This window comes from Paenibacillus pini JCM 16418 (genome assembly GCF_000576305.1).
GTDB lineage: Bacteria > Bacillota > Bacilli > Paenibacillales > Paenibacillaceae > Paenibacillus_AQ > Paenibacillus_AQ pini.
Window position 1 is genome coordinate 13,652 of record NZ_BAVZ01000010.1, and the last position, 23,619, is coordinate 37,270.

Sequence of the window (23,619 nt, forward strand, 5' to 3'; positions counted from 1 at the left end):
AGTGATGGAGAGGAAGAGATGGCATGCTGGCAAAACGTATCATTCCGTGTCTTGACGTAAAGGATGGACGGGTCGTGAAGGGTGTCAATTTTGAGAATTTGCGTGATGCTGGAGATCCGGTTGAGCTTGCGGCGCTGTATGACCGTGAGGGTGCGGATGAGCTAGTATTTTTAGATATTTCAGCTTCGGTTGAAGGACGCGCTACAATGATTGAAGTTGTGCGGAAGACCGCGGGCGAAATCGCAATACCATTTACAGTGGGCGGCGGGATCTCGCATGTCGATGATATGAAGCGCATTTTACGTGCTGGAGCAGATAAAATAGGCATTAATACGGCGGCAGTTCTGAACCCACAGCTGATTGCAGACGGTGCACGTCGTTTCGGATCTCAGTGCATTGTAGTGGCGGTAGACGCTAAATACAATGATGCGTGGGGCGAATGGGAAGTGTACACGCATGGCGGACGCAAGTCCACGGGTATCCGGGCGTTGGCCTGGGTTAAAGAAGTGGAAGCACTTGGCGCTGGAGAAATTCTGCTCACGAGTATGGATGCTGACGGGACGAAGGATGGTTTCGATCTGAAGCTGACTTCGGCGGTCGCAGATGCGGTAGGTATTCCGGTTATTGCTTCGGGTGGAGCGGGGAAAACAGAACATTTTATGGATGTATTTACGGATGGTAAGGCTGATGCGGGATTAGCGGCGACTATTTTTCACTATAAGGAAATATCAATACCGGAATTGAAAGAGGATTTAAGAATAAAAGGGGTGGAAATCAGATGAGTAACGTACTGAAACAGCAATTATCACTAGAACAGGTACAGGAGCATATTCGTTATGACGAGGCTGGTTTGGTACCAGCGATCGTTCAGGATGCTACGAGTAAAGAAGTGCTAATGATGGCTTATATGAACCGCGAGTCCCTTAAGTTATCGCTTGAATCCGGGGAAACATGGTTCTGGAGCCGTTCCCGTGAGGAACTATGGCATAAAGGTGCTACATCAGGTAATACTCAGCAGATTACGTCAGTTCATTATGATTGCGACGGAGATACGTTATTGGTCCAAGTGCAACCGAAAGGGCCTGCTTGTCATACGGGAGAAGAAAGCTGCTTCTATCGTGAAATTACTTTCCCAGCGCAAAAGGATTTGAAGAACGAAGCTACAGACACTGGCGAAAGACACCGATTTGCGGTGCTAGAAGAATTGGAACAGGTCATTGCCGAGCGTGAGAAGGACCGTCCAGAAGGTGCGTATACTACGTATCTGTTTGATAAGGGTGTAGATAAAATTTTGAAAAAGGTCGGCGAAGAGGCATCCGAGACCATTATCGCGGCGAAAAATAAGGATAATGCAGAACTGCGTCTCGAAGTCAGTGACTTGATCTATCACCTGCTTGTACTGCTTCAGGAGCGCAAGCTTCCACTCGATGATATTATGGCAGAGCTGGATCGCCGCCACGAGCGACCACGCCGGGATTAGGAGACAGACTAATGCATATAGACTACCACACCCATCACGTCCGCTGTGGCCATGCTGTAGGGCAGCTAGAAGAGTACGTGCGCCAGGGTATTGAGATTGGACTTGATCAGCTTGGATTGTCCGATCATATGCCGTTGCTACATGTAGATCCTGCAACCTATTATCCGGAGATGGCTATGCCAATGTCTGAGCTTCCACGGTACGTAGAGGAATGTCTGGAACTGAAAGAAAAGTATCGTGATCAAATTGATATACGTGTCGGACTTGAGGGTGACTATATCGAGGGATATGAGGAAGACATTCGTAAAATTGTAGAAAGCTACCCTTGGGATTACGTCATTGGTTCGGTACATTTTCTGGGTGAATGGGATATTACTGATCATCGGCAAGTTCATGGATGGGAAGGCAAGGATATTCTTGGCGTCTACAAAATATACTATGATGCTGTACAGAAAGCAGCCGCAAGTGGATTTTACGATAGTATGGGGCATGTGGATGTCATCAAGCGGTTTGGTTACCGCCCGAATGCTACACAGACTGCTGAGGTCGAGGAGCTAGAAAATGCAACGCTAGCTTCGATTGCTAAGAGTGGAGTAGCTATGGAACTGAATGCTTCAGGCTTATCAAAGCCCTGTGCTGAGATGTTTCCATCCAATCGGATGCTTCGTGAAGCTCATCAACTTGGTATTCCGCTTACGCTCGGATCAGATGCGCATCATCCATTGAAGCTTGGTGAGAATCTGGATCAAGCGCGCTTAGCGCTCTGGAATGCCGGATTTAGAGAGCTTGCCACGTTTAAAGAGCGCAAGCGTATAATGGTTCCTTTTGAAATTTAGTTCTTACATGTATAATAGATAACAAAAAAGTAAGGGAATCGGAGGATTATATGCAAGAGAATTTACGCATTTTTACGGGATCGTCGAATCCTAAGTTGGCAAAAGAGATTTGTGACAAGCTCAATGCGAAGTTGGGCAATATCACGCTTTCACGCTTCAAGAGTGGAGAAATCTATGTCAACTATGAGGAAAGTATCCGTAACTGCGATGTCTTTCTTGTTCAATCCCTCTCTCATCCCATCAATGAGTTATTTGTAGAGTTGCTGGTTATGATTGACGCGGCCAAGAGAGCTTCTGCTCGCACGATTAATATAATCGTTCCCTACTATGGATATGCTCGCCAAGAGCGCAAATCGGCTCCACGGGAACCCATATCCGCCAAAATGGTTGCCGATGTGTTAACTACTGTAGGTGCCAACCGCGTAATTACGATTGATTTGCATGCACCAGCGATTCAAGGATTCTTCAATATCCCCGTAGATCATTTAACGGCACTTGACCTGATCTGTGATTACTTGAAGTCGCAAGATATACCGAACCCCGTCATTGTTTCACCAGATGCCGGTAGGGCGTCGACGGCTGAGAAGCTTGCGAATCATATGGATACTCCCTTTGCGATAATGATCAAGAAACGCCCCGCCCATAACGAATCCGTTATTACACATGTCATTGGCGATGTGGAAGGCCGGACACCAATCATTATCGAGGATTTAATTGATACAGGTACGACGATAGTCAAAGTAGTGGAAGGACTGAAAGAGCGCGGAGCCAACGATGCGATTGTATGTGCAACGCATGGTTTGTTTTCAGTTGATGCTCTGAAGCGTCTGGATCATCCTAATATTCAACAGATCATTGTTACGGATTCGATTTCGCTAGCTGAGGAGCGACCTGCATGTTTACATGTGCTATCCGTAGCTCCTATGCTTGCAACGGCTACCCGAATTATTACTGAGGGTGGATCAATTGCGACCTTATTTAAAGACGCCGGCATGTAGAGCCTAGCGTCTTTTTTTTCGAGATTATAAGATCATATCCGGGTTAAATAGATTCTATATTTAGGTCTTAGATGCTCTTTCAAACTTATGGTATACTAATCTGGATAAAGGTTATGCAACAGAAGGAGGTACCTTGCTTACATGAAAGAGATTAATTTACGGGCTGAGGACCTACAACATAAAGTAATACCCATTCATATGGATGCCAATTTCTTCTTTGAAAGAGCAGTTCGTTCACTGGACCGCTATCATTATGATAAGGCATTGAAATATTTTCGCAAAGCTGTTGAATATGAACCGGAAAATCCGGTGAATCATTGCAATATGGCGGGTATATTATCAGAGATGGGCGATTACGAGGGATCGAACGCCGTCCTTACCAATATTTTGGAACATGTAGAGCCTTCCATGACCGAGTGTTATTTCTATATGGCTAACAATTATGCTAATATGGATAACTTCGAGGAAGCCGAACGCGCGATTGTCACGTACTTGGAGCAAGATACCGAAGGACAGTTTTTGGAAGAAGCCGAGGAAATTATCGATTTGCTCGAATATGAGCTAGATCGTCCCGCGAAGCTGGTCCGCATTAAGAGCCGCGAAGGCATGATAGAGCATGATCAGGCGCGCGCTTTAATGGAAGAAGGCAAGTTCGCACAAGCTGTTGAAATGCTAGAGAGCATTGTACAGCAGAGTCCAGACTTCTTGGCGGCTCGTAATAATTTGGCGTTAGCCTACTATTACATGGGGCTATTCCATAGAGCCAAAGAAACGATAGGACAAGTGCTGGAGCTTGAGCAAGGCAATTTGCATGGTCTGTGTAACCTGGCGATTTTTTACCAGCATGAAGGGAATACTAAAGCTTTAGAGCACTTGCTGGATACGCTAAGCATTACGGTTCCTTTTCATCAAGAACATGTATTCAAACTGGCTACGACCATGGGAATTTTGGGACGCCATGAGGAAGCATACGGACATTTCCGTCGTTTGCTTAAAGATGAAGAGGTAAATGAGGACCCAAGCCTGTACCATTATACGGCTGTTGCTGCTTTTAACAGTGCTCGGTATATGGAAGCCAAACGTTGGTGGAACTATCTATTGAAGATGGACCCTCAGTCGGCCATACCCAAATTCTATTTGGCTCAGCTTGAACAAGTACTAGTTCACCATAAGAAATATCCGAAACTGAGTTATCAGTATCATCTTCCGTTTGAGGAACAACTGAAGCGCTGGGAGCAAGATGAGGAAGGCATGAGCGAAGAAATTAAGCATAATCCTCTTATCCGTTCTTCCTTCTTCTGGGCGCTACGTTACGGTGATACAGGTACGAAACTTCAGGTTATTCGTGCACTTAGTTGGATTGCTGATGATGAGGTGAAGGAGACGTTAAGTGCTTTCCTTCAGGAACCCGATCAAGAAGCTTTGCTCAAAGAAGCGGCTAAGCAAGTTCTAATCGAAATGGGTGTAGCTGTGCCAGGTGACTGCATTGATGCTGCAGCAGAAGTATCAGTTACCTCGGAGCAACGCCCCGCAGTTATGAGACTGCCGGAGTGGAAAGGAACATGGCAGGGCGTAGTTGATCAAACGCTACAGCATATGGATTTAAGTATGGAACGTGAACGCAAGAATAATGTACAGAACCTGTGGACAGCGTTCCTTGGCAAGTTGTACCCGGATACTCCACTGATTCGGCAGCCGGAAGGTTGGTCAGCAGCACTCGATTATTTAACTACTAAAATGCATGGCGGTGCGGTCACCTATCAAGAAGTCGCCCAGCGTTACGGCGTTTCTGCATCCACAGTAAGTCGTTATGCAAGACGTATTCATAGCGTCTGTTCATTAAAAGAATAAAAGGATGATATTTCTTGTCCTTTTACAAAAAAATATCTAGAGGATACTCATCATTCACTCTAAGGAGGCCATTTGATTATGTATAAAACAATTGTTATCGGCACAGGTCCTGCCGGCTTAACCGCAGCTATTTATTTAGCACGTGCAAGCTTGAATCCGCTCGTTATTGAAGGTATGCAGCCTGGTGGCCAGCTTACAACGACTACAGAAATTGAGAATTTTCCTGGATTCCCTGATGGCATTATGGGTCCTGAACTGATGGACAACATGCGTAAGCAAGCGGAACGCTTCGGCGCTGAGTTTAAATCGGGCTGGGTTGATCAAGTGGACTTCTCAACACGTCCGTTCAAAGTGACTGTAGAGGGAATGGGAGTGCTTGAAGCGGAATCCGTTATTATTTCTACTGGTGCTTCTGCGAAATATTTGGGTATTCCTGGTGAGCAAGATAATATTGGGCGCGGGGTTAGCACTTGCGCAACGTGTGACGGATTTTTCTTCCGTAATAAAAAGATCGTCGTTATCGGTGGCGGTGACTCTGCAATGGAAGAAGCAAGTTTCCTGACACGCTTCGGTTCAAGCGTAACGCTTGTCAACCGCAGAGAAGAATTGCGCGCTTCTAAGATCATGCAAGATCGTGCGCGCGATAATGAAAAAATCATTTGGTCGCTAAATCGCACCCCGCTTGAGGTTGTAGCAGGTGACTCTGGGGTGAAAGGTCTGAAGGTGTTCAATAACGCAACCAATCAAGAAGAATTGATTGAAGCAGATGGTGTCTTTGTAGCGATTGGCCATACACCGAATACCAAATTCCTGGGAAATCAAATTACAACAGACGAAGTTGGTTATATCACGGTTAGACCGGGTACAACAGAAACGAACATTCCGGGTGTATTCGCTTGTGGCGACGTACAGGATGTTCGTTACCGTCAGGCTATTTCAGCAGCGGGTACAGGTTGTATGGCTGCGATGGACTGCGAGAAGTATCTCGAAGGTAGCATGGTACATGACTGGAGCGAAACGCTCTAATTTTATAAAATAGTTACTGCAAAAAGGAGCCCTACTCGGGGCTCCTTTTTAATATGATCCACATCATGGGAGCTTTAACGGGGTTATTCTCATATATTTAGACACACGTGTGAAGCGGTTATTTTGTCTATCTGACCTATGAGCCTAGGTAACTATTTCTTCACTCTATAAGCATGAGAGATCCTAAGTTGTATGCTTAGCAAGCTCTGTCATGAGAATTAGATAACAATTGTCATGGAATTAGGTGAAATAAAAGGGAGCTAATGAAGGATTCAGAGCAGACATAGAGGCCAATAAATCCTTATTTCAAGCCGACTGATCGGGTGTTGTGTTGGTTCTCACTTCTCTTGACCAGAGTGAATGCTTCAATTATAGTTGGTACAGTAGAGCAAACTATTATAGAGCGAAAAAGGTGGCTTATTACATGTCTGAGCAAATCTACGTTGGTGTAGACCTGGGCGGAACCGCAATCAAGGTGGGTATCTGCAATCAAGCAGGGGAATTAATTCAAACGTACGAAGGACCAACACAAACGGAGCAAGGCGTCGACGTCGTTATCGACAATATTGAGAAGTATGTTCGTCATATTGTAGAGCAGTCTCCATATAGCTGGGATCAACTAGCGGGTGTGGGAGCGGGAGTAGCTGGTTTTACAAATGTTCGTGACGGAATTATCATTCTTGCACCTAACGTAGGTTTCCGGGATGTACCGATCCGTTCCATTTTGGAACAAAAGATTGGTAAGCCTATTAAAATAGACAATGATGCAAATGTGGCTGCTCTTGGCGAAGCTTGGAGCGGTGCGGGACGTGGTCTCGACAACTGCGTCTGCTATACACTTGGAACGGGCGTAGGCGGAGGCATCATTATTAACGGTAAAATTTATCAAGGATTCTCTGGACTTGCGGGTGAGTTAGGTCATATTTCGGTTGTGCCGGATTTAGAAGCGATTCAGTGCGGATGTGGCAAAATGGGATGTCTAGAAACCGTATCATCTGCAACAGGTATCATTCGTATGGCTAAGGACGCGGTAGAACGTGGTGATCGCACATCATTATCACAGGTAGAGCATATTGCTGCGAAGGAAGTATTTGACGCTGCCAAGGCTGGCGACGAAGTGGCAACACGCATTGTGAACCGTGCTGCATTTTATATTGGTAAATCGATGGCTGCAGTTGCTGCGACGCTTAACCCAGAAGTATTTATCGTTGGTGGCGGTGTATCAAAAGCCGGAGACATTCTGTTTAATGAGATTCGTGAAGTATTCGCTAAATTAACACCGGAGCCACTGCAGCTTGGGGTAACGATTCTACCAGCAGAGCTAGGCAATGATGCAGGTGTGGTAGGCGCAGCGGGACTACTTCTTCGCTCGTAGGTATCTGTTGTTGTAACGATTGTAACGATATGAAGAGAACGAGAATAGAGATGAGAAGCCCGCTCAAGCTGGCTAACTCAAACGATAGGGAGGGAAACGCTGTGCTGGAGGGTGATAATACGGTACCGGCTATGGCCACCCTGATCATTATTACAGGTATGTCTGGTGCGGGTAAGACATTGGCCGTACGAAGCTTGGAGGATTTGGGGTTTTTCTGTGTAGATAACCTGCCTCCTGTACTCATTCCAAAGTTTGCCGAGTTAATTGAGCAGTCCAAAGGTAAAATTGCAAAAGTGGCATTAGTTATTGATTTACGTGGTCGTGAATTTTTTACAGCATTATCGGAATCATTAAATTATATTAAGGATCACTTTACAATCCACTGCGAAATTTTATTTCTAGAAGCAACAGACTCTGCGCTAGTGCAGCGTTATAAGGAAAGTCGTCGACGGCATCCGCTTGCACCAGAAGGCATGCCACTTGATGGAATTCGCCTCGAACGCAAGATGCTGGAGGAGTTAAAGAATTCCGCTACCCTTGTATTGGATACAAGTATTATGAAGCCTGGCGAGTTAAAAGATAAAATTGTATCTCGCTTCTCGCATATTGAGAGCCATACGCTATCAGTTAACATCACCTCATTCGGCTTCAAATATGGCATTCCAATTGATGCAGATTTAGTATTTGACGTACGTTTTTTACCGAATCCGCATTATGTGGATCATCTTCGTCCACACACAGGTAAGGAGAGCGAAGTATATGACTATGTTATGAAATGGCCAGAAACGCAGGCATTTCTGACAAAGTTGCTGGATATGCTGCATTTTCTGATTCCGCAATATCGGAAAGAAGGAAAAAGCCAGGTCATCATTGGCATCGGCTGTACCGGTGGTAAACACCGCTCGGTAGCCATTGCTGAATATTTAGGTAAGATGCTAGGAACAAGCGAGACGGAATCCGTTTCGGTAAGCCACCGGGACTCAGAACGTGATCGGCATTAAAGAGGGTGGAAGTGATGACAGTGTCTGAACAGGAAGGCGATCGTCCGCGGATTGTCGTGATGGGCGGAGGAACGGGATTATCCGTAATGTTACGTGGGTTAAAAGAGAAACCGCTAGATATTACAGCAATTGTGACTGTAGCAGACGATGGGGGTAGCTCAGGTATTTTACGCAGCGAACTACAGATGCCGCCTCCGGGCGATATTCGCAACGTGCTAACTGCACTTGCTGATGTAGAACCGTTACTATCCGATATGTTAAGTTACCGTTTCACTCAGGGATCAGGGCTGGCTGGGCATAGCTTAGGCAACCTGATTCTTGCTGCAATGACGGATATTTCTGGCGATTTTGTAACCGCGGTGCGGGAATTAAGCCGAGTTTTTGCGGTACGGGGGCGGGTGTTACCTGCTGCTGGAGAGGGCGTTATTCTACATGCGGAGATGGAAGATGGTAGTCTGATTACGGGTGAGTCCAAAATTCCTGAAGCTGGCGGACGCATTAAACGCGTATTTCTGGAACCGCATAATGTGGAGCCACTGCCCGAGGCAGTGGAAGCCATTCGTGAAGCAGATGCTATACTGATTGGGCCGGGTAGCTTGTATACGAGTATCTTACCCAATTTAATCGTACCGAAGCTGGCGGAGGCTGTAATGTCTTCTGATGCAATTAAAATATTTATCTGTAACGTGATGACGCAGCCCGGAGAAACAGATAATTATACGGTGAGTGACCATTTACAGGCCATTTACGATCATATAGGAGTACATTTATTTGATTATGTCATTGTAAACAACGGAGAAATTCCTCCGCAAGTGCAGGACAAATATGCTGAGAAAGGTGCCAAGCCTGTCCAATTGGATATGGATGAGGTGACTGGACTCGGGTATCAGGTTATTGCTGATACGCTCGTGATGTTCCGGACGTATTTACGGCATGATGCCGACAAGCTGAGTCAGCACATTTATCAGCTTGTGCAAAACTGGATTTTACGAAAGAGGTGAGTCCTGTGTCGTTTGCGGCCCTGACTAAAAAAGAATTGACCATGGTCGAAGGACAATCCTGCTGTGAGAAAGCTGAACTGTCTGCATTAATTCGAATGAATGGTGCGGTTCAGTTATCTAACAAAAAAGTTATTTTGGATATATCGACCGAGAATGCTGCGATTGCTCGGCGTATCTATACACTAGTGAAGAAGTTTTTTCAGGCACATACGGAGCTGCTTGTCCGTAAGAAAATGCGTCTAAAAAAGAATAATGTTTACATTGTTCGTATACCTGGACGTGTTCAGGAAATACTCAAGGAACTGAATATTGTCTCTGAGGGATTCTTGTTTACACCAGACATACATCCAGATCTAATCCACAAAAACTGCTGCAAGCGTGCCTATCTTCGGGGTGCATTTATGGCTGGAGGTTCAGTCAATAACCCAGAAGGCTCTTCATATCATCTTGAAATTTCCTCTATGTATGAAGAACACTGTGAAGCTTTGGTTGGCCTTGCTAATGAATTTCATTTGAACGCCCGCTGTATTGAGCGTAAGAAAGGATTCATCCTGTATATTAAGGAAGGCGAGAAGATCATCGAGTTCTTGAGTCTAATTGGGGCACATCAAGCCTTGTTTAAATTTGAAGATGTCCGCATTATGCGCGACATGCGTAATTCCGTTAACCGGATTGTGAACTGTGAAACGGCGAATTTAAACAAAACGATTGGCGCTGCCGTACGGCAGATTGATAACATCAAGCTTTTGCAGAAGGAAATGGGACTTGAGAACTTACCGGATAAACTGCGAGAAGTGGCTGAAATTCGTCTCTCACATCCTGATATGAATCTGAAGGAAGTCGGCGAACTACTCAAAGGAACGGTAAGTAAATCAGGAGTTAATCATCGTTTACGCAAGATTGATGAACTGGCAGAAAAGATTCGAAATGGATAGTTTTTTCTTCTAGTGTCCTTCATGGTATAATGGTATAATGTTGTAACATATGATGTGTGTGAACTAACAAGATTTATCAAATAGGGGGTAAGGTTTCCATGACAAAGCACCCGGTAGTTGTCCGTTTAAAAACGGGTCTCCATGCTAGACCGGCAGCATTGTTCGTCCAAGAAGCGAATAAATACTCGTCTGAAATTTTCGTGGAAAAAGATGATAAAAAAGTAAATGCTAAAAGTATCATGGGAATAATGAGCCTTGCCATCAGTTCGGGTACGGAAGTGTACATCAGCGCTGAAGGTGCAGATTCCGAGCAGGCTGTAACCGCTTTAGTCAATTTGGTGGGTAAGGAAGAACTCGAGAATCAATAATATAACACATAAAAAAGTACCCTTTCTCTTTAAGAAGAAGGGGCTTTTTTATGTTATATGGATATATTTAATGCCCATCTAACAAAAAGTAACGGACTTTCCGATAATACTATAGTCATTGCATAATGGATGAATCAGGAAATTATGAATGCAGATATTATTAACTTAAAGGAGTTACAGAGATGGGAATATGGAATAGAAGACAGAACTTGCAAGAAACAAATATGGAGTTAACGTTTGAAGACAAGGACGCGATAGGTAGAAATAAAATATTAATTGTAGCCTATCTAATATCAACCTTATTATCGATTGGTTCGCTGAAGCTTGGTAACGGAGCCTCATTTATGAGTTGGCTTAATTTAACTTTTTTTATGAACCTTGTAACTTTGATTTCGATTTCGTATTTGCATTATCAAAAGAAGGCCATTCATTATATTGCGTACATCAGCGTATTTTGCATGTGCTCGACTTTGATTTTACAGGTTCTATTCTACCCGAGTAGTGGCAGTTTCTTTACGGTATATTATTTGCTCATTTTATCCATGATTACATTAAAGTATCTGCTGAATATTTTCACAATGATTCTTGGCACGGGTATGACAATCTATCTATCTAACATACAGTCAGACTCGATACAATTAAGTACTGCAGATAAGAGGTCTGCGATAGTCATGTTTATTCTTGTCTGTGTCATGATAATACTACTTCTTCGCGTAACCAATACGCTTATGAAAAATATGCGCGCGGCACGTGATCAAAGTGATCGGTTAATCGCTGAACAAAGTGAGCAGAAGGAACAACTTTTGCGTAATGTAGTCGTGGTTACAGGCAACATTGGCGACATCACTCAAGCGGTAGAGGATAACACAGCATCATTCGAGCAAATGAATGTGGCTTTCCAGGAAATCTCAAGTGGTGCAGCGGCGCAAGTAGATTCAACGTATTCGATTAATGAATCGATTAAACAGATGGGTACTATGATTCAGCAAATGTCGAGCTCAACTGAAACATTACTTTCAAAGACGGATGAGACAAACCAGCTATCAGAGACAGGTAAGAGCAAAGTGGAAACACTTAGTCATGCCATTAATGACTTTAAGCAAGAGATCGATGCCATGTCTTTAGATATTCAAGGATTGACCGAGCGAATGCATCATACTACACAGTTTAGTCAGACGATTCAAGAGATTGCTAGTCAGACTAACCTGTTATCCTTGAATGCAAGTATTGAAGCAGCTAGAGCTGGTGAACATGGTCGTGGATTTGCGGTCGTGGCCACAGAAATCCGCAAGCTGGCTGAAGTATCAGCAGATTCGGCGGAACAAATTTCGAGCCAGCTTCATGGTTTCTCGGGTCTCATGAATGAAACGCTACTGCGTATGAATCAAATTGCTGAGCGGATGCAGCAGAGTAGTGAGCTTACACATGAAACATTTGATGCTTTTGCCTCTATAAAAGATGCCATTGATGGTCTTTTGCAAATATCAGAGGGATACCGTTCTAGTATTCATGATGTGGAGCAATTCTCAGGTTCTATCGATGAGTCTACTTCACACCTAGCTTCTGTTAATGAGGAGACTTCGGCAACGCTAGAAGAGTTATCGGCAACACTACAGTCGTTACTCAGTAATAATCAAAACAGCTTGGAGAATATTAAACATGCCCAAGGAAATCTAAAGTCAATTGTAACGATATAATCCAAGCAGTATCATGCAACATTTTCCAAGCCTCTACGTCTATGAATACAAATACAGAATGAACGTGATATTTCGCTCGGGATCAGTCTCTTGGATTAAGGGGCATCGGTTGAGCAGGGGTCATATCGGTTCGATGTATATAAATAGGCAAAGAATAGATTAGAGGAGGAAATACAATGACAAAGAAATGGCTAAAACCCGTAGTCGGTATTGGTTGCAGGTGCACTATTGGCAGGAGTAACAGGGGTAAGTGGTACGCTCAGTCCGGTGTCTACCGTCTTTGCAGATCAAGATGTTCAGCGTAATGTCATTAATGTCGTGGGTAAAGGCGAAATTTCGGTGAAGCCGGACATTGCCTACGTTTCGATTGGTGTAGATACTCAGGGCAAAACGGCTCAAGAAGCCCAGAAGGCTAACGCAGAAAAAATATCAAAAATTACAACACTGCTGAAAACAACTTGGCAGATTAGCGATAAAGATATTCAAAGCACACAGTTCTATGTACAGCCGAATTACACATATGATGCCAAAGCAGGACAGAAGCTCCAAGGATACAATGCCCACCATACACTTGTAGTCGCGTACCGTGATCTTGAAAAAGTCGGTAAGCTTCTAGATGCGGCATCAACGGCGGGTGCGAACAATATCGATAATGTGCGCTTCTCGGTCGAGAATCGTGATCAGTTCGAAGCACAAGTGATTGAGAAGGCGATGGCTAATGCGGATCTCAAAGCTGGGGTTATTGCCAAAGCAGCTAAGCGTCAACTTGGTATCGTATTGGTCGTAAGTCAAGGGGATACATCCGACCCAGTCGTTTTCCAAAATGCCAAAATGGAAATGATGGATGCAGCTAGTAAATCGGGATCGTCAACGGCAGTTCAAGCAGGTGAGATTAAAGTATCCACGCAGCTTAGCGTTCAATACGAAATCAAATAGGATATATGTTCTCAAGTGTCAAAATATTAACCGCTATGTAGGTGATGTTTATCATCCGCTTAGCGGTTTTTTATTGTATATATGGGCATATTGGAAATATTATATTGTTCACAATTCCGTTTTATCCGTCTTTTACCTATCGAATACAAGAGAAATGTGTTGTGCCCCCCCATCAAAAACGGTATAGTTAATATGCAAAAAACATGTGAACTGTTATTTTAAATAAAGAAAAAAATAAGTGAGCCATACCATAAGATATGGCCCTTTTTTCAGTAGACGATGAACGCATATCAACATGATAAAAAAGGGGATGATGTTTATGATTGAGCTTGTGGGTATTGAGAAGCATTTCGAAGGACAAGTTGTGGTGCACCCGTTATCGCTTACCATTAAGGAAGGCGAGTTTTTGACGTTGCTCGGTCCGAGTGGTTGCGGCAAAACCACAATTCTACGTATGATCGCTGGTTTTGAACAACCTTCGAAAGGAGAGATACTCCTTGCGGGTGAACAAGTGACGGAGCTTGCACCCAATCAGCGTGATTTAAATTTGGTTTTTCAACATTACGCATTATTTCCGCATATGACGGTGGAAGATAATATTGCGTTTGGCCTCAAAATGAAAAAGATGTCCCTGAAGGAGCAAAAAGAGCGCATCGCTGAAGCTGTCGCGATGACCCAACTGACTGCGCTCACCGCTCGTTACCCGCATCAGCTATCGGGTGGACAGCAGCAACGTGTAGCAATTGCACGGGCAATCGCTAACAAACCTAAAGTGCTGCTGCTTGATGAACCCCTCGGCGCACTCGATCTTCAGCTACGCAAAAATTTGCAATCCGAGCTAAAGCATTTACAACGCACGCTTGGCATTACATTTGTCTATGTAACCCATGATCAGGAAGAGGCTATGATGCTATCTGACCGGATTGTTATTCTAAATCAGGGTAAAGTAGAGCAAATCGGTACGCCTAGGGAAATATATGCGGCTCCTAAGACTTTATTTGCCGCAACCTTTGTGGGAGAAAACAACGTTTTTTCTACTCCAGAAGGCCTTTTTACAGTACGACCGGAGAAGCTTCGCCCCGTACGAGGCGAGCTGGAGGCACGCAAACATGGAGTCATACAGGATGTCTTGTATTTAGGAAATGTGCATAAATTAACGGTACAGTTAGATAATGAACCGATGACAGTCACCATCGCGCTGGATTTCACCGATGAGCGGCCTTGGCAAATCGGCGAGAGGATCGGGGTGAACTGGAATCAACGGGATGAGGTGGCGATTGGATCATGAGAAAATCTAAACTGATGCTGGCTCCCGTATTGTTATGGCTAAGCATATTCCTGTTAATTCCTATGTTGATTGTTGTCGTTATTTCGTTTACACAACGCGATACCCTTGGGAATGTCGTTTTTAGTTTTAGTTTAGAAGGTTACAAGACATTCTTTGATTCTTTATATCTCGGGATTTATTGGGATACACTGGTACTTTCTGTTCTGACAACGGTCATTTGCTTGCTTGTTAGTTACCCATTGGCTTACTATATTGCGAATGCACCTGCCAAAATGCAGAAATGGGGACTCATTCTTATCACGATTCCATTCTGGATCAATTTCCTGATTCGCACCTATGCATGGGTGCTCTTGCTACGGACGCAGGGGGTTGTGAATACGATATTAATGCATTTGGGTTGGATTCAAGATCCAATACAAATGTTGTATACCAAGGGTGCCGTTCTGCTAGGCATGGTCTATAACTTTATTCCGTTTATGGTACTACCGATCTATGTAGCGCTTGAACAGATGGACAAGCGACTATTGGATGCGGCGAGCGATCTCGGGGCTTCCCGCTGGAAAGCATTCCGCTATATTACGCTACCGCAGAGTAAATCGGGGATTATGACGGGCGCGGTACTCGTCTATGTGTCTACTACAGGGATGTTCGTGGTTACCGATATTCTCGGTGGGGCGAAATCCATGATGATTAGTAATATTATTCAGTCGCAGTATCTTGGCGCGCGTAACTGGCCATTCGGGTCTGCGCTGTCCGTTATCTTCGTAATTACATCGTTAATATTGATTATGTTGTTTAATCGAGCGATGCAATCTAAAGCGGACCGTGCGAAGGAGGGGAGAGCATGAAGAAAAAAACACATCCCCTACTAGGACTCCATTCTCTGATTATGATGATTTTCATTTATGTACCCATCTTGTTGATTATTGTCTATTCCTTTAATAACACAAGGCTAAGTGGTGATTGGAAGGGTTTTACCTTTGATTGGTACGTGTCTTTAATGAAAGATCGCCATGTCATGGAAGCACTGAGCAACAGTTTAATTGTGGCGGTTAGCTCTACGATCGTTGCTACGATCTTCGGGACGCTAGCTGCACTGGCGCTCCGCAATGTAAGTCGTAAATTACGTGTAAGTATGAATGGACTATTATATCTTCCAGTGATTATACCCGATATCATCATGGGACTTTCACTACTCGTACTATTTACACAATTGCATATGCCGTTCGGTAAAATTACCGTCATTATTGCGCATATTACATTCAGTATGTCGTATGTGTATGTAGTCGTGACAGCCCGGCTAACGGGCATGGGACGACAGCTTGAGGAAGCGGCATCTGATTTAGGTGCTTCTGGCTGGCAAACCTTCCGCCATGTGACGCTGCCGCAGATTTCACCAGGTATTATTTCAGGTGCTCTAATTGCTTTTACCATGTCGTTAGAGACTTCATGGTCAGCTTCTTCGTGGCTGGTCCAAGCTCTACTACGCTTCCCATATATATATATGGTCAAGTAAAGCGTGGAATATCGCCGGAAATTAATGCGTTATGTACGATATTGATCGTGGTGAGTGTAACCTTAATCTTGCTGGCTCAATACATTTTGAACCGTGGCAAGGGACAGAAGAAACATAAGATGCTACCATTCTAAGAAGCTGTACGATTAGATTTGTTGGAACTAACGTAAGATCTGTTAGTATACAAAAAATGGTGTAACGGAAAGAGAGGAGATATGTAACTGTGAAAAGAAAGGGTATATTTGGCCTGCTGCTGGCAGGGGCGCTCACGGTAATGTCCATTACAGCTTTGGGAGGTTGTTCTTCCAAGGAAACACTGCATATATATAGCTGGGCGGATAACTTTGATGAGCAAGTGTTGAAGGATTTTGAGGCGAAGTACAACGTCGATGTCACATATGACAACTATGCGAATAATGAGGATTTGTTAGCGAAAATTAAAGCAGGCGGAGCTGGATATGATTTGATTCAGCCTTCGGACTACATGGTATCAACCATGATTAAGAGTCAACTGCTGGAGCCGCTGGATAAGAAGAACATTCCAAATTTCGTTAATGTGAAGAAGTCACTCACAAATCCAGCTTATGACCCGGGCAATAAATATTCAATTGTCTACATGTCGGGCGTAACGGGAATTGCGTACAATAAGAAATATGTGAAAGAAAAAATCGATAGTTGGGACGCTCTCTGGAATCCTGCATACAAAGGCAAGGTTCTCCTACTGGATGATAACCGTGAAGTTATTGGGATGGCGTTGAAGAAGCAGGGTCATTCTCTAAGCTCGACGAATCCAACCGAGATCAAGTCAGCTGTAGATGATCTGAAGAAGCTTCTTCCGAGTGTACTCGCTTTTGATACCGATACAATTAAGCAGAAGATGATTCAAGAAGAAGGTTGGATTAGTACCGTTTGGTCTGGTGACGCTGCCTTTATCTTTAAGGATAATCCCGACATCGAATACGTAGTGCCGAAAGAAGGTGCCATGATCTTCTCGGATAACTACGCAATTCCTAAGGGAGCTAAGAACAAGGCGCTAGCTGAGAAGTTTATCAACTATATGCTTGACCCTGAGGTTAGTGCGAAGAACTATGAGTCGATTGGTTACAGTGATCCGAACGAGAAAGCCATGCCTTTTCATAGTAAAGAATACCAAGACAATCATATGATTAATTTAAGTGAAGATGAAATGAAGCGTACGGAATGGATTAAGGACTTGGGGAGTACGCTGCAAACGTATGACCGTTATTGGACGGAGCTAAAAAGCGGACGCGAATAAAAAGGAAGTACCCCGGATAAGAGTCATTGTACAAGAAAAATGATTAATTGTTAAAATAGTCCCTGCTTTCAATATGAGAGCAGGGATTTTTGCGTGTATACGATGTTTTTATCAAGTGTATATGCATTGACATTTTTCAAACGTTAGTTTAAATTATCTAATAAATAACAAACGAATTGAGGTTCTGTTTGAAATGAATGATATTTTAGAGGGAATAACGTATGCCGATCTAAGTGAGATTAAACAGGGATATGTTTTTGATGTAGAACAGGAGATGTATACATGTCTGATTTGCGGTAAGCGATTTGAACAAGGCGTAATGTATGAAGAAGAGGGCGTATTTTATGAAGCGGAGAAGTTTACCCGCCGGCATATTGCAGGTGAGCACAACTCTGTGCTGGATCATCTGCTCAGCCTTGATAAGAAGGTAACTGGACTAACCGATTTGCAGCGAAAGCTGCTTGGTTATTTTGATCGTGGAATGAGTGATGTGGATATCGTTGGTGAATTAGGTGGGGGAAGTAACTCGACCATCCGTAATCACCGGTTCATGTTACGGGAGAAGATGAAGCAGGCGAAGCTGTTTCTGGCCATTATGGAGTTAGTTGAGGAGCATGGCGGGAGAAACAATGGAGTCATGGCAGTGGCAACTACGAAGCCTGTGCAAACAAAGCTCCCTGGGAATTTAGATCAACGATTTGTGATCACGGAAGATGAGAATGAACAAATTTTGAATGATTATTTTAAAGAAGGACTGGATGGTCCTCTGCTTAAGTTTCCTAAGAAGGAGAAGCGGAAGGTAGTCATTCTGAGCCATCTAATTAAAGATTTCAACAGCCAGAAGAAATATACAGAAAAAGAGGTCAATCTCGTGCTGAAAGCGCGGTTTGATGATTATGTGACGCTCAGAAGATATTTAATTGAATATGGCTGGATGGACCGTTTACCAGATGGTAGTCGTTACTGGGTGAAGCACTCTGTATCTGGTAAAGGGGTGGAGCATGCCAAAAAGGAGAAGAATGATATGGATCACCAAAGACGTAAGGAGCTAGTTAATGAATATATGCAGACATCACCTCCAATGGGTGTTTATCAAATACGTAATACAGAGAATGGCAAGTTACTGGTAGGTAGTAGCATTAATCTGTCAGGATTCTTTAATCGTGAAGAGTTTATCCTTGATTCAGGAAGTCATATGAATAAAGAGCTGCAAAGCGATTATAATCAATTTGGCAAGGAAGCCTTTGTTTATGAGACATTAGAGGAACTGAAGCCTGATGAGCAAGCTGCCAATGACCTGAAGCAACAGAAGAAATATTTGACTGAGCTTGGATTGATGGAAGAAATTTGGCTCGAGAAGCTACAGCCTTTTGATGAGAAGGGATACAATAAACGACCTAAGCCGAAAAAAGTGTAATATAAGTATGACAGGTTAATAAATCTACACTTTTTGCTTCGTTAAACGACAATAATGTAACCCTCATTGTAAACAACTCTGTTTTCACATGATTTATAGTATAGTAGTGGGTTAATTGGGTAATTAATCATACAACTAACACTTATAGCATTCAGTGGAGAGGAGTTTTATAGATGAACAAGGGTATGAAATGGAGCGCTGGTTTATTAGCAGCAGGTGTACTGGTAACAAGTGCAGGAATGACAGGAGGTATTTCAGTTTCCGCGGCTTCTGCAAGTAAGGCTGTTGTGAAGCAGAATGTGCAGCCCTCTGTCCTGCTTACATATAAAGGTAAATCGATAAAACAAGAAGGACGCATTGTTAATGGTAAAACGATGATACCTGTAACTGTGCTACGTGATGCAATGGGACTTGCACTGACGTATAATCCTGCAACGAAGAGCTACATTGTGGGCTCGGGGAGTAAGAAGCTGAATTTGGAAGTTTCAGATTACGGCGTGAATCCAACATTTAACGGCTACTATGTTAGCAATTACGGCAATGATGTAGATGCCAAAATTATTGAGGGTCGCCTCTATGTTCCGTTTACATTATTAAGTGATTATATGGGGTATCAGGGCGTGTATAACCCTTCGTTGAAAAAGCTCGATATCACACCGCGAGTTCAAAATGCTATCGATATCAAACTACAGACCATCTCCAAAACAGATAAAAATTCGACGTTGCTCGCTCATTATCCTATGATTACGGGTCTTGCCGATGAGCAGGCGCAGCAGACTATCAATGACGCTCTGAAGAAACAAGCGCAGACATTTGCCGAAGAGAGTGCCTCTGCAGCTAAGAAAAGAGTAGGGACTATTGAACCTACGTACGATTTCATTCAAAATTATCTGGTTACGTATAATAGCAATGGAGTGATTAGCTTAATCACAGATCAATACTCCTATACCGGCGGCGCGCATGGCATGACAAATCGTGTAGGAATGACGTTCTCACTGAAGGATGGGAAGCAGCTTGAACTTGCTGATCTGCTCAAAGCAACTCCAGATTATAAACAGAAACTAAACAAAATAATTATGGATAAGACTAAGAAGGATCCTAATGTATTTGATAAACAAGAGGGATTTAAATCCCTTAAGGATAAGCCAGATTTCTATGTAAAAGAGAATGGTCTTGCCATCTTCTTTCAGCAATATGAAATTGCGCCTTACGCTTCGGGATTCCCGACGTATATTATTCCTTTCGGCGATATTTTGCCTAAAGGTACTAACCCGTTTGCTATTGCTAAATAAAATATGCATGTATGCAAAAAGCCCCGCTCTATTAAATAGAGCGGGGCTTTTTTTGAGTATTTCAAAATACTTAAACGCCTTGAATGTTAGAGTTCTCAAGCACCTTATCAATTAAACCATAATCAGCAGCTTCTGCTGCACTCATGAAGTAATCGCGGTCTGTATCTTTCTCGATACGCTCAAGCGGCTGGCCTGTACGCTCTGAAAGGATGCGGTTCAAGATGTCGCGCATCTTCAGAATGCGGCGGGCACGAATTTCAATATCTGTTGCTTGGCCTTGAGCACCACCAAGTGGCTGGTGAATCATAACTTCACTGTTTGGTAGAGCAAAGCGTTTACCTTTCGCACCAGCATTCAACAGGAAAGCACCCATAGATGCAGCCATACCAACACAGATGGTGGAGACGTCTGGTTTGATAAATTGCATTGTATCGTAGATCGCCATACCAGCTGTAATTGAACCGCCGGGGCTATTAATGTATAAGTGGATGTCTTTCTCAGGGTCTTCCGCTGCTAGAAAGAGAAGCTGAGCAATGATGGCGTTGGCAACTACGTCATTGACATCGCTGCCGAGGAATACGATTCGATCTTTGAGCAGTCTAGAATAAATGTCATAGGCACGCTCACCGCGATTACTTTGTTCAACTACCATAGGAATAAAACTCATGTGAAACCCTCCCTTTATTTGCTACATATTAGAATAGTTTAGACTTAACTTTAGCGTATTAACCACATCATAAACAATTTCAAACCAAAAGTCAAAGAAAGTCAAACTATGGGCAAAAAAAATAGCCATTGATTGGCTTTGGTGTGTTTGGTTAAACAATATAGAGTGCTTATAAATTTAAATGGCGCGCCGCGAGGAATCGAACCTCGATCTCAGGCTTCGGAGGCCTACGTCATATCCATTGGACCACGGGCGCTAAATTTCAATAGCAAGAATGATTATATGATATATCAGACTGAAAAGCAATACGAATTTGTTTGCAGATCGTCAGATGTGTCTTGTCCCAATGCATAACTAACAATAGGATAGAGAAATATAGTTGGTGGACTACTTGCAATAGAAGCGAAAATTGAGTAAGATAGTAGTGGGACTTAAAACGTAAACCCGGGACATTTTGAGGCCAACGCGAAGGGGATTCGGAAGATAAAGTTGCAGGAGTGGAGAGCAATGCGGAATATATTAGAGATCCAAAAGCAGCTACTTCCTGATCTCATGGACGTTCTCAGAATAAGGTACACGATTCTTCATCAGATCATGTTGTCCGAACTGATAGGCCGGCGAACACTGGCTCCATTACTGGATATGACTGAGCGGGTGCTGCGAGCGGAGACTGATCTATTGAAAGCTCAGGGGCTAATTGAAATTGAAACCTCTGGGATGAGGATTAGTGAAGCAGGAAGCAGATTGCTTGAACAAATGGGCCCGATCGCGAAGGAATTGTTCGGACTTAATGATTTGGAAGAAAAGATTCGCCGAACCTATGGTCTACGTAAGGTGATTGTTGTGCCAGGCGATTGCGAAGCTTCACCGCTCACGAAGCGGGATCTTGGACGCGCTGGTGCAAAAGCATTACTTAGCGTTATGAGCGATGATGATATCATTGCAGTTACAGGCGGTTCAACGCTTGCTGAGGTAGCTGAGCAGTTAAATCTGCTCACAGCTGTTCCTATGAAGAATAGCTGGTTTGTGCCTGCACGTGGGGGCCTTGGAGAAAGTATGGAATTCCAAGCGAATACCATTGCCTCGACAATGGCTAAACGAGTAGGTGCTAAATACCGCCTGCTTCATGTGCCTGATTTACTCAGTGATGATGCTTATCAATCTTTAGTGCAAGATCGCAATATTCAAGAAATTGTACAGGTCATTCGACAGTGTCGTATTATCGTACACGGCATCGGCGATGCTATGGAGATGACGCGCCGCAGACGGCTTGATCCGGTTGCTGTGCAGGGGATTCAAGCAGAAGGTGCTGTAGCGGAGTCATTTGGTTACTATTTTAATGAGCAGGGCAATGTTGTACATCAAATGATTACTCTTGGGCTGAGGTTAGAAGATATCAAGCGCACAGAGATTGTCATTGGTATTGCAGGCGGTAGAAGCAAAGCAAAGGCTATTCATTCTGTACTCAAATTTGGCCATGAGGATATACTGGTCATTGATGAAGTAGCTGCACTCGAAATATGCAAAGAGATTGATCATGAATTTACTGCAAATCATAAATGAAAACTTTACTGAGGTTGTCATGACAGGTATAACAGCCTGTTTTGAAATAAATTAAAAACCATTTCTAGGAGGACTATTCAATGACTGTAAAAGTAGGTATTAATGGTTTCGGACGTATTGGACGCCTTGCATTCCGCCGTATTCAAGCTGTGGAAGGTATCGAGGTAGTAGCAATTAATGACTTGACTGATGCTAAAATGCTAGCACATTTGTTGAAATATGATACGACTCAAGGACGTTTCGACGGCGACGTAGAAGTGCATGATGGATTCTTCAAAGTAAATGGTAAAGAAGTTAAGGTTCTTGCTAACCGTAACCCTGAAGAATTGCCTTGGGGAGATCTTGGCGTAGAAATCGTTCTAGAATGTACTGGATTCTTTACAACTAAAGAAGCAGCTGAGAAGCACCTTAAAGGCGGCGCTAAAAAAGTCGTTATTTCCGCTCCAGCTACTGGCGATATGAAAACAATTGTTTACAACGTAAACCATGAAATTCTTGATGGTACTGAAACGGTAATCTCTGGTGCATCTTGCACTACGAACTGCCTAGCTCCAATGGCTAAAGTATTGCAAGACAAATACGAAATCGTTCAAGGTTTGATGACTACAATTCACGCATACACTGGTGACCAAAATACACTTGATGCTCCACACCCTAAAGGTGATTTCCGCCGCGCTCGTGCAGCAGCTGAGAACATCATTCCTAACACAACAGGCGCTGCTAAAGCAATTGGTCTTGTTATTCCTGAGCTTCAAGGTAAACTTGATGGCGCAGCACAACGTGTACCAGTAGCAACTGGTTCTTTGACTGAGCTTGTAACGGTTCTAGGTAAAAAAGTAACGGTTGAAGAAGTTAACGCAGCTATGAAAGAAGCTTCTGATGCACAAACTTTCGGATACACTGAAGATGAGCTTGTATCTTCCGATATTATCGGTATCAACTTCGGATCTTTGTTTGATGCAACTCAAACTAAAGTGATGACAGTGGGCGACCAACAACTGGTGAAAACTGTGGCTTGGTACGACAATGAAATGTCTTACACATCCCAATTGATCCGTACTTTGGAATACTTCGCTAAGCTTGCTAAGTAAGAACC

The 23,619-nt window shown here is 43.5% G+C and carries 20 protein-coding genes, 1 tRNA gene and 2 pseudogenes; 21 read left to right on the forward strand and 2 right to left on the reverse strand.

The window, feature by feature from the left end; all coding sequences use genetic code 11:
* Window positions 1–23 precede the first annotated feature (23 nt).
* The 19 genes and pseudogenes from hisF to JCM16418_RS14830 all read left to right on the forward strand — a co-directional run bounded on the left by hisF (window position 24) and on the right by JCM16418_RS14830 (window position 20,293).
* Window positions 24–782, forward strand: a complete 759-nt coding sequence (gene hisF / locus JCM16418_RS14740) for an imidazole glycerol phosphate synthase subunit HisF (protein WP_036650322.1) — start codon at window positions 24–26, stop codon at window positions 780–782.
* Window positions 779–1,480, forward strand: coding sequence for a bifunctional phosphoribosyl-AMP cyclohydrolase/phosphoribosyl-ATP diphosphatase HisIE (hisIE, locus tag JCM16418_RS14745; RefSeq protein ID WP_036650324.1), 702 nt, complete (start codon window positions 779–781; stop codon window positions 1,478–1,480). The genes hisF and hisIE overlap by 4 nt, the downstream gene beginning before the upstream one ends.
* An 11-nt stretch (window positions 1,481–1,491) precedes the next feature.
* Window positions 1,492–2,316, forward strand: a complete 825-nt coding sequence (hisJ, locus tag JCM16418_RS14750; protein WP_036650327.1) for a histidinol-phosphatase HisJ — start codon at window positions 1,492–1,494, stop codon at window positions 2,314–2,316.
* 50 nt (window positions 2,317–2,366) lie between these two features.
* Window positions 2,367–3,314, forward strand: coding sequence for a ribose-phosphate diphosphokinase (locus JCM16418_RS14755; RefSeq protein ID WP_036650330.1), 948 nt, complete (start codon window positions 2,367–2,369; stop codon window positions 3,312–3,314).
* A gap of 141 nt (window positions 3,315–3,455) precedes the next feature.
* A complete protein-coding gene (locus JCM16418_RS14760; RefSeq protein ID WP_036650332.1) occupies window positions 3,456–5,165 on the forward strand; it encodes a tetratricopeptide repeat protein in 1,710 nt (569 codons plus the stop codon).
* A gap of 78 nt (window positions 5,166–5,243) precedes the next feature.
* Window positions 5,244–6,191 carry a thioredoxin-disulfide reductase gene (gene trxB / locus JCM16418_RS14765; RefSeq protein ID WP_036650338.1) on the forward strand — a complete coding sequence of 316 codons (948 nt, stop codon included), beginning with the start codon at window positions 5,244–5,246 and terminating at the stop codon, window positions 6,189–6,191.
* Window positions 6,192–6,615: 424 nt separating this feature from the next.
* Complete coding sequence (locus JCM16418_RS14770) at window positions 6,616–7,566, forward strand: ROK family glucokinase (RefSeq protein ID WP_036650339.1); 951 nt, start codon at window positions 6,616–6,618, stop codon at window positions 7,564–7,566.
* 131 nt (window positions 7,567–7,697) lie between these two features.
* Window positions 7,698–8,567, forward strand: a complete 870-nt coding sequence (rapZ, locus tag JCM16418_RS14775) for an RNase adapter RapZ (RefSeq protein ID WP_148298828.1) — start codon at window positions 7,698–7,700, stop codon at window positions 8,565–8,567.
* A 14-nt stretch (window positions 8,568–8,581) separates the two neighbouring features.
* Window positions 8,582–9,568, forward strand: coding sequence for a gluconeogenesis morphogenetic factor MgfK (gene mgfK, locus JCM16418_RS14780; RefSeq protein WP_036650343.1), 987 nt, complete (start codon window positions 8,582–8,584; stop codon window positions 9,566–9,568).
* A gap of 5 nt (window positions 9,569–9,573) precedes the next feature.
* Window positions 9,574–10,503: a DNA-binding protein WhiA gene (gene whiA, locus JCM16418_RS14785; protein ID WP_036650345.1), complete on the forward strand. Its 930-nt coding sequence runs from the start codon at window positions 9,574–9,576 to the stop codon at window positions 10,501–10,503.
* 98 nt (window positions 10,504–10,601) lie between these two features.
* Window positions 10,602–10,871, forward strand: coding sequence for an HPr family phosphocarrier protein (locus tag JCM16418_RS14790; RefSeq protein WP_036650347.1), 270 nt, complete (start codon window positions 10,602–10,604; stop codon window positions 10,869–10,871).
* A 182-nt stretch (window positions 10,872–11,053) separates the two neighbouring features.
* Window positions 11,054–12,568: a methyl-accepting chemotaxis protein gene (locus tag JCM16418_RS14795; protein ID WP_036650352.1), complete on the forward strand. Its 1,515-nt coding sequence runs from the start codon at window positions 11,054–11,056 to the stop codon at window positions 12,566–12,568.
* Window positions 12,569–12,796: 228 nt separating this feature from the next.
* Complete coding sequence (locus tag JCM16418_RS14800) at window positions 12,797–13,504, forward strand: SIMPL domain-containing protein (protein ID WP_306304792.1); 708 nt, start codon at window positions 12,797–12,799, stop codon at window positions 13,502–13,504.
* Window positions 13,505–13,817: 313 nt separating this feature from the next.
* Window positions 13,818–14,792 (forward strand): ABC transporter ATP-binding protein, encoded by a 975-nt coding sequence (locus JCM16418_RS14805; protein WP_277912095.1) that lies wholly within the window; start codon window positions 13,818–13,820, stop codon window positions 14,790–14,792.
* Complete coding sequence (locus JCM16418_RS14810; protein WP_036650356.1) at window positions 14,789–15,640, forward strand: ABC transporter permease; 852 nt, start codon at window positions 14,789–14,791, stop codon at window positions 15,638–15,640. Before JCM16418_RS14805 ends, JCM16418_RS14810 begins: the two co-directional genes overlap by 4 nt.
* Window positions 15,637–16,442, forward strand: a pseudogene (locus JCM16418_RS14815) (ABC transporter permease). Before JCM16418_RS14810 ends, JCM16418_RS14815 begins: the two are co-directional and overlap by 4 nt.
* A gap of 140 nt (window positions 16,443–16,582) precedes the next feature.
* On the forward strand, window positions 16,583–17,584 hold the full coding sequence (locus tag JCM16418_RS14820; RefSeq protein WP_052020353.1) for a polyamine ABC transporter substrate-binding protein: 1,002 nt from the start codon (window positions 16,583–16,585) through the stop codon (window positions 17,582–17,584).
* A 193-nt stretch (window positions 17,585–17,777) separates the two neighbouring features.
* Window positions 17,778–18,557 (forward strand): annotated as a pseudogene (locus JCM16418_RS25950) (DUF2087 domain-containing protein); the annotation flags it as partial.
* Window positions 18,558–19,174: 617 nt separating this feature from the next.
* Entirely contained in the window at window positions 19,175–20,293 is a 1,119-nt protein-coding gene (locus JCM16418_RS14830) for a PdaC/SigV domain-containing protein (protein ID WP_036650364.1), read from the forward strand.
* A gap of 70 nt (window positions 20,294–20,363) precedes the next feature.
* Here the strand turns inward: JCM16418_RS14830 and clpP are convergent, their stop codons facing one another.
* Both clpP and JCM16418_RS14840 read right to left on the reverse strand, forming a co-directional pair.
* Window positions 20,364–20,960 carry an ATP-dependent Clp endopeptidase proteolytic subunit ClpP gene (gene clpP / locus JCM16418_RS14835; RefSeq protein ID WP_036650366.1) on the reverse strand — a complete coding sequence of 199 codons (597 nt, stop codon included), beginning with the start codon at window positions 20,958–20,960 and terminating at the stop codon, window positions 20,364–20,366.
* Between the two features lie 182 nt (window positions 20,961–21,142).
* Window positions 21,143–21,216 (reverse strand) — tRNA-Arg (locus JCM16418_RS14840).
* Between the two features lie 251 nt (window positions 21,217–21,467).
* Between JCM16418_RS14840 and JCM16418_RS14845 the strand changes: the two genes are divergently transcribed.
* Together JCM16418_RS14845 and gap are read left to right on the forward strand one after the other, a co-directional pair.
* Window positions 21,468–22,523 (forward strand): sugar-binding transcriptional regulator, encoded by a 1,056-nt coding sequence (locus tag JCM16418_RS14845; RefSeq protein ID WP_036650368.1) that lies wholly within the window; start codon window positions 21,468–21,470, stop codon window positions 22,521–22,523.
* 80 nt (window positions 22,524–22,603) lie between these two features.
* Window positions 22,604–23,614: a type I glyceraldehyde-3-phosphate dehydrogenase gene (gene gap / locus JCM16418_RS14850; RefSeq protein WP_036650370.1), complete on the forward strand. Its 1,011-nt coding sequence runs from the start codon at window positions 22,604–22,606 to the stop codon at window positions 23,612–23,614.
* Window positions 23,615–23,619 lie beyond the last annotated feature (5 nt).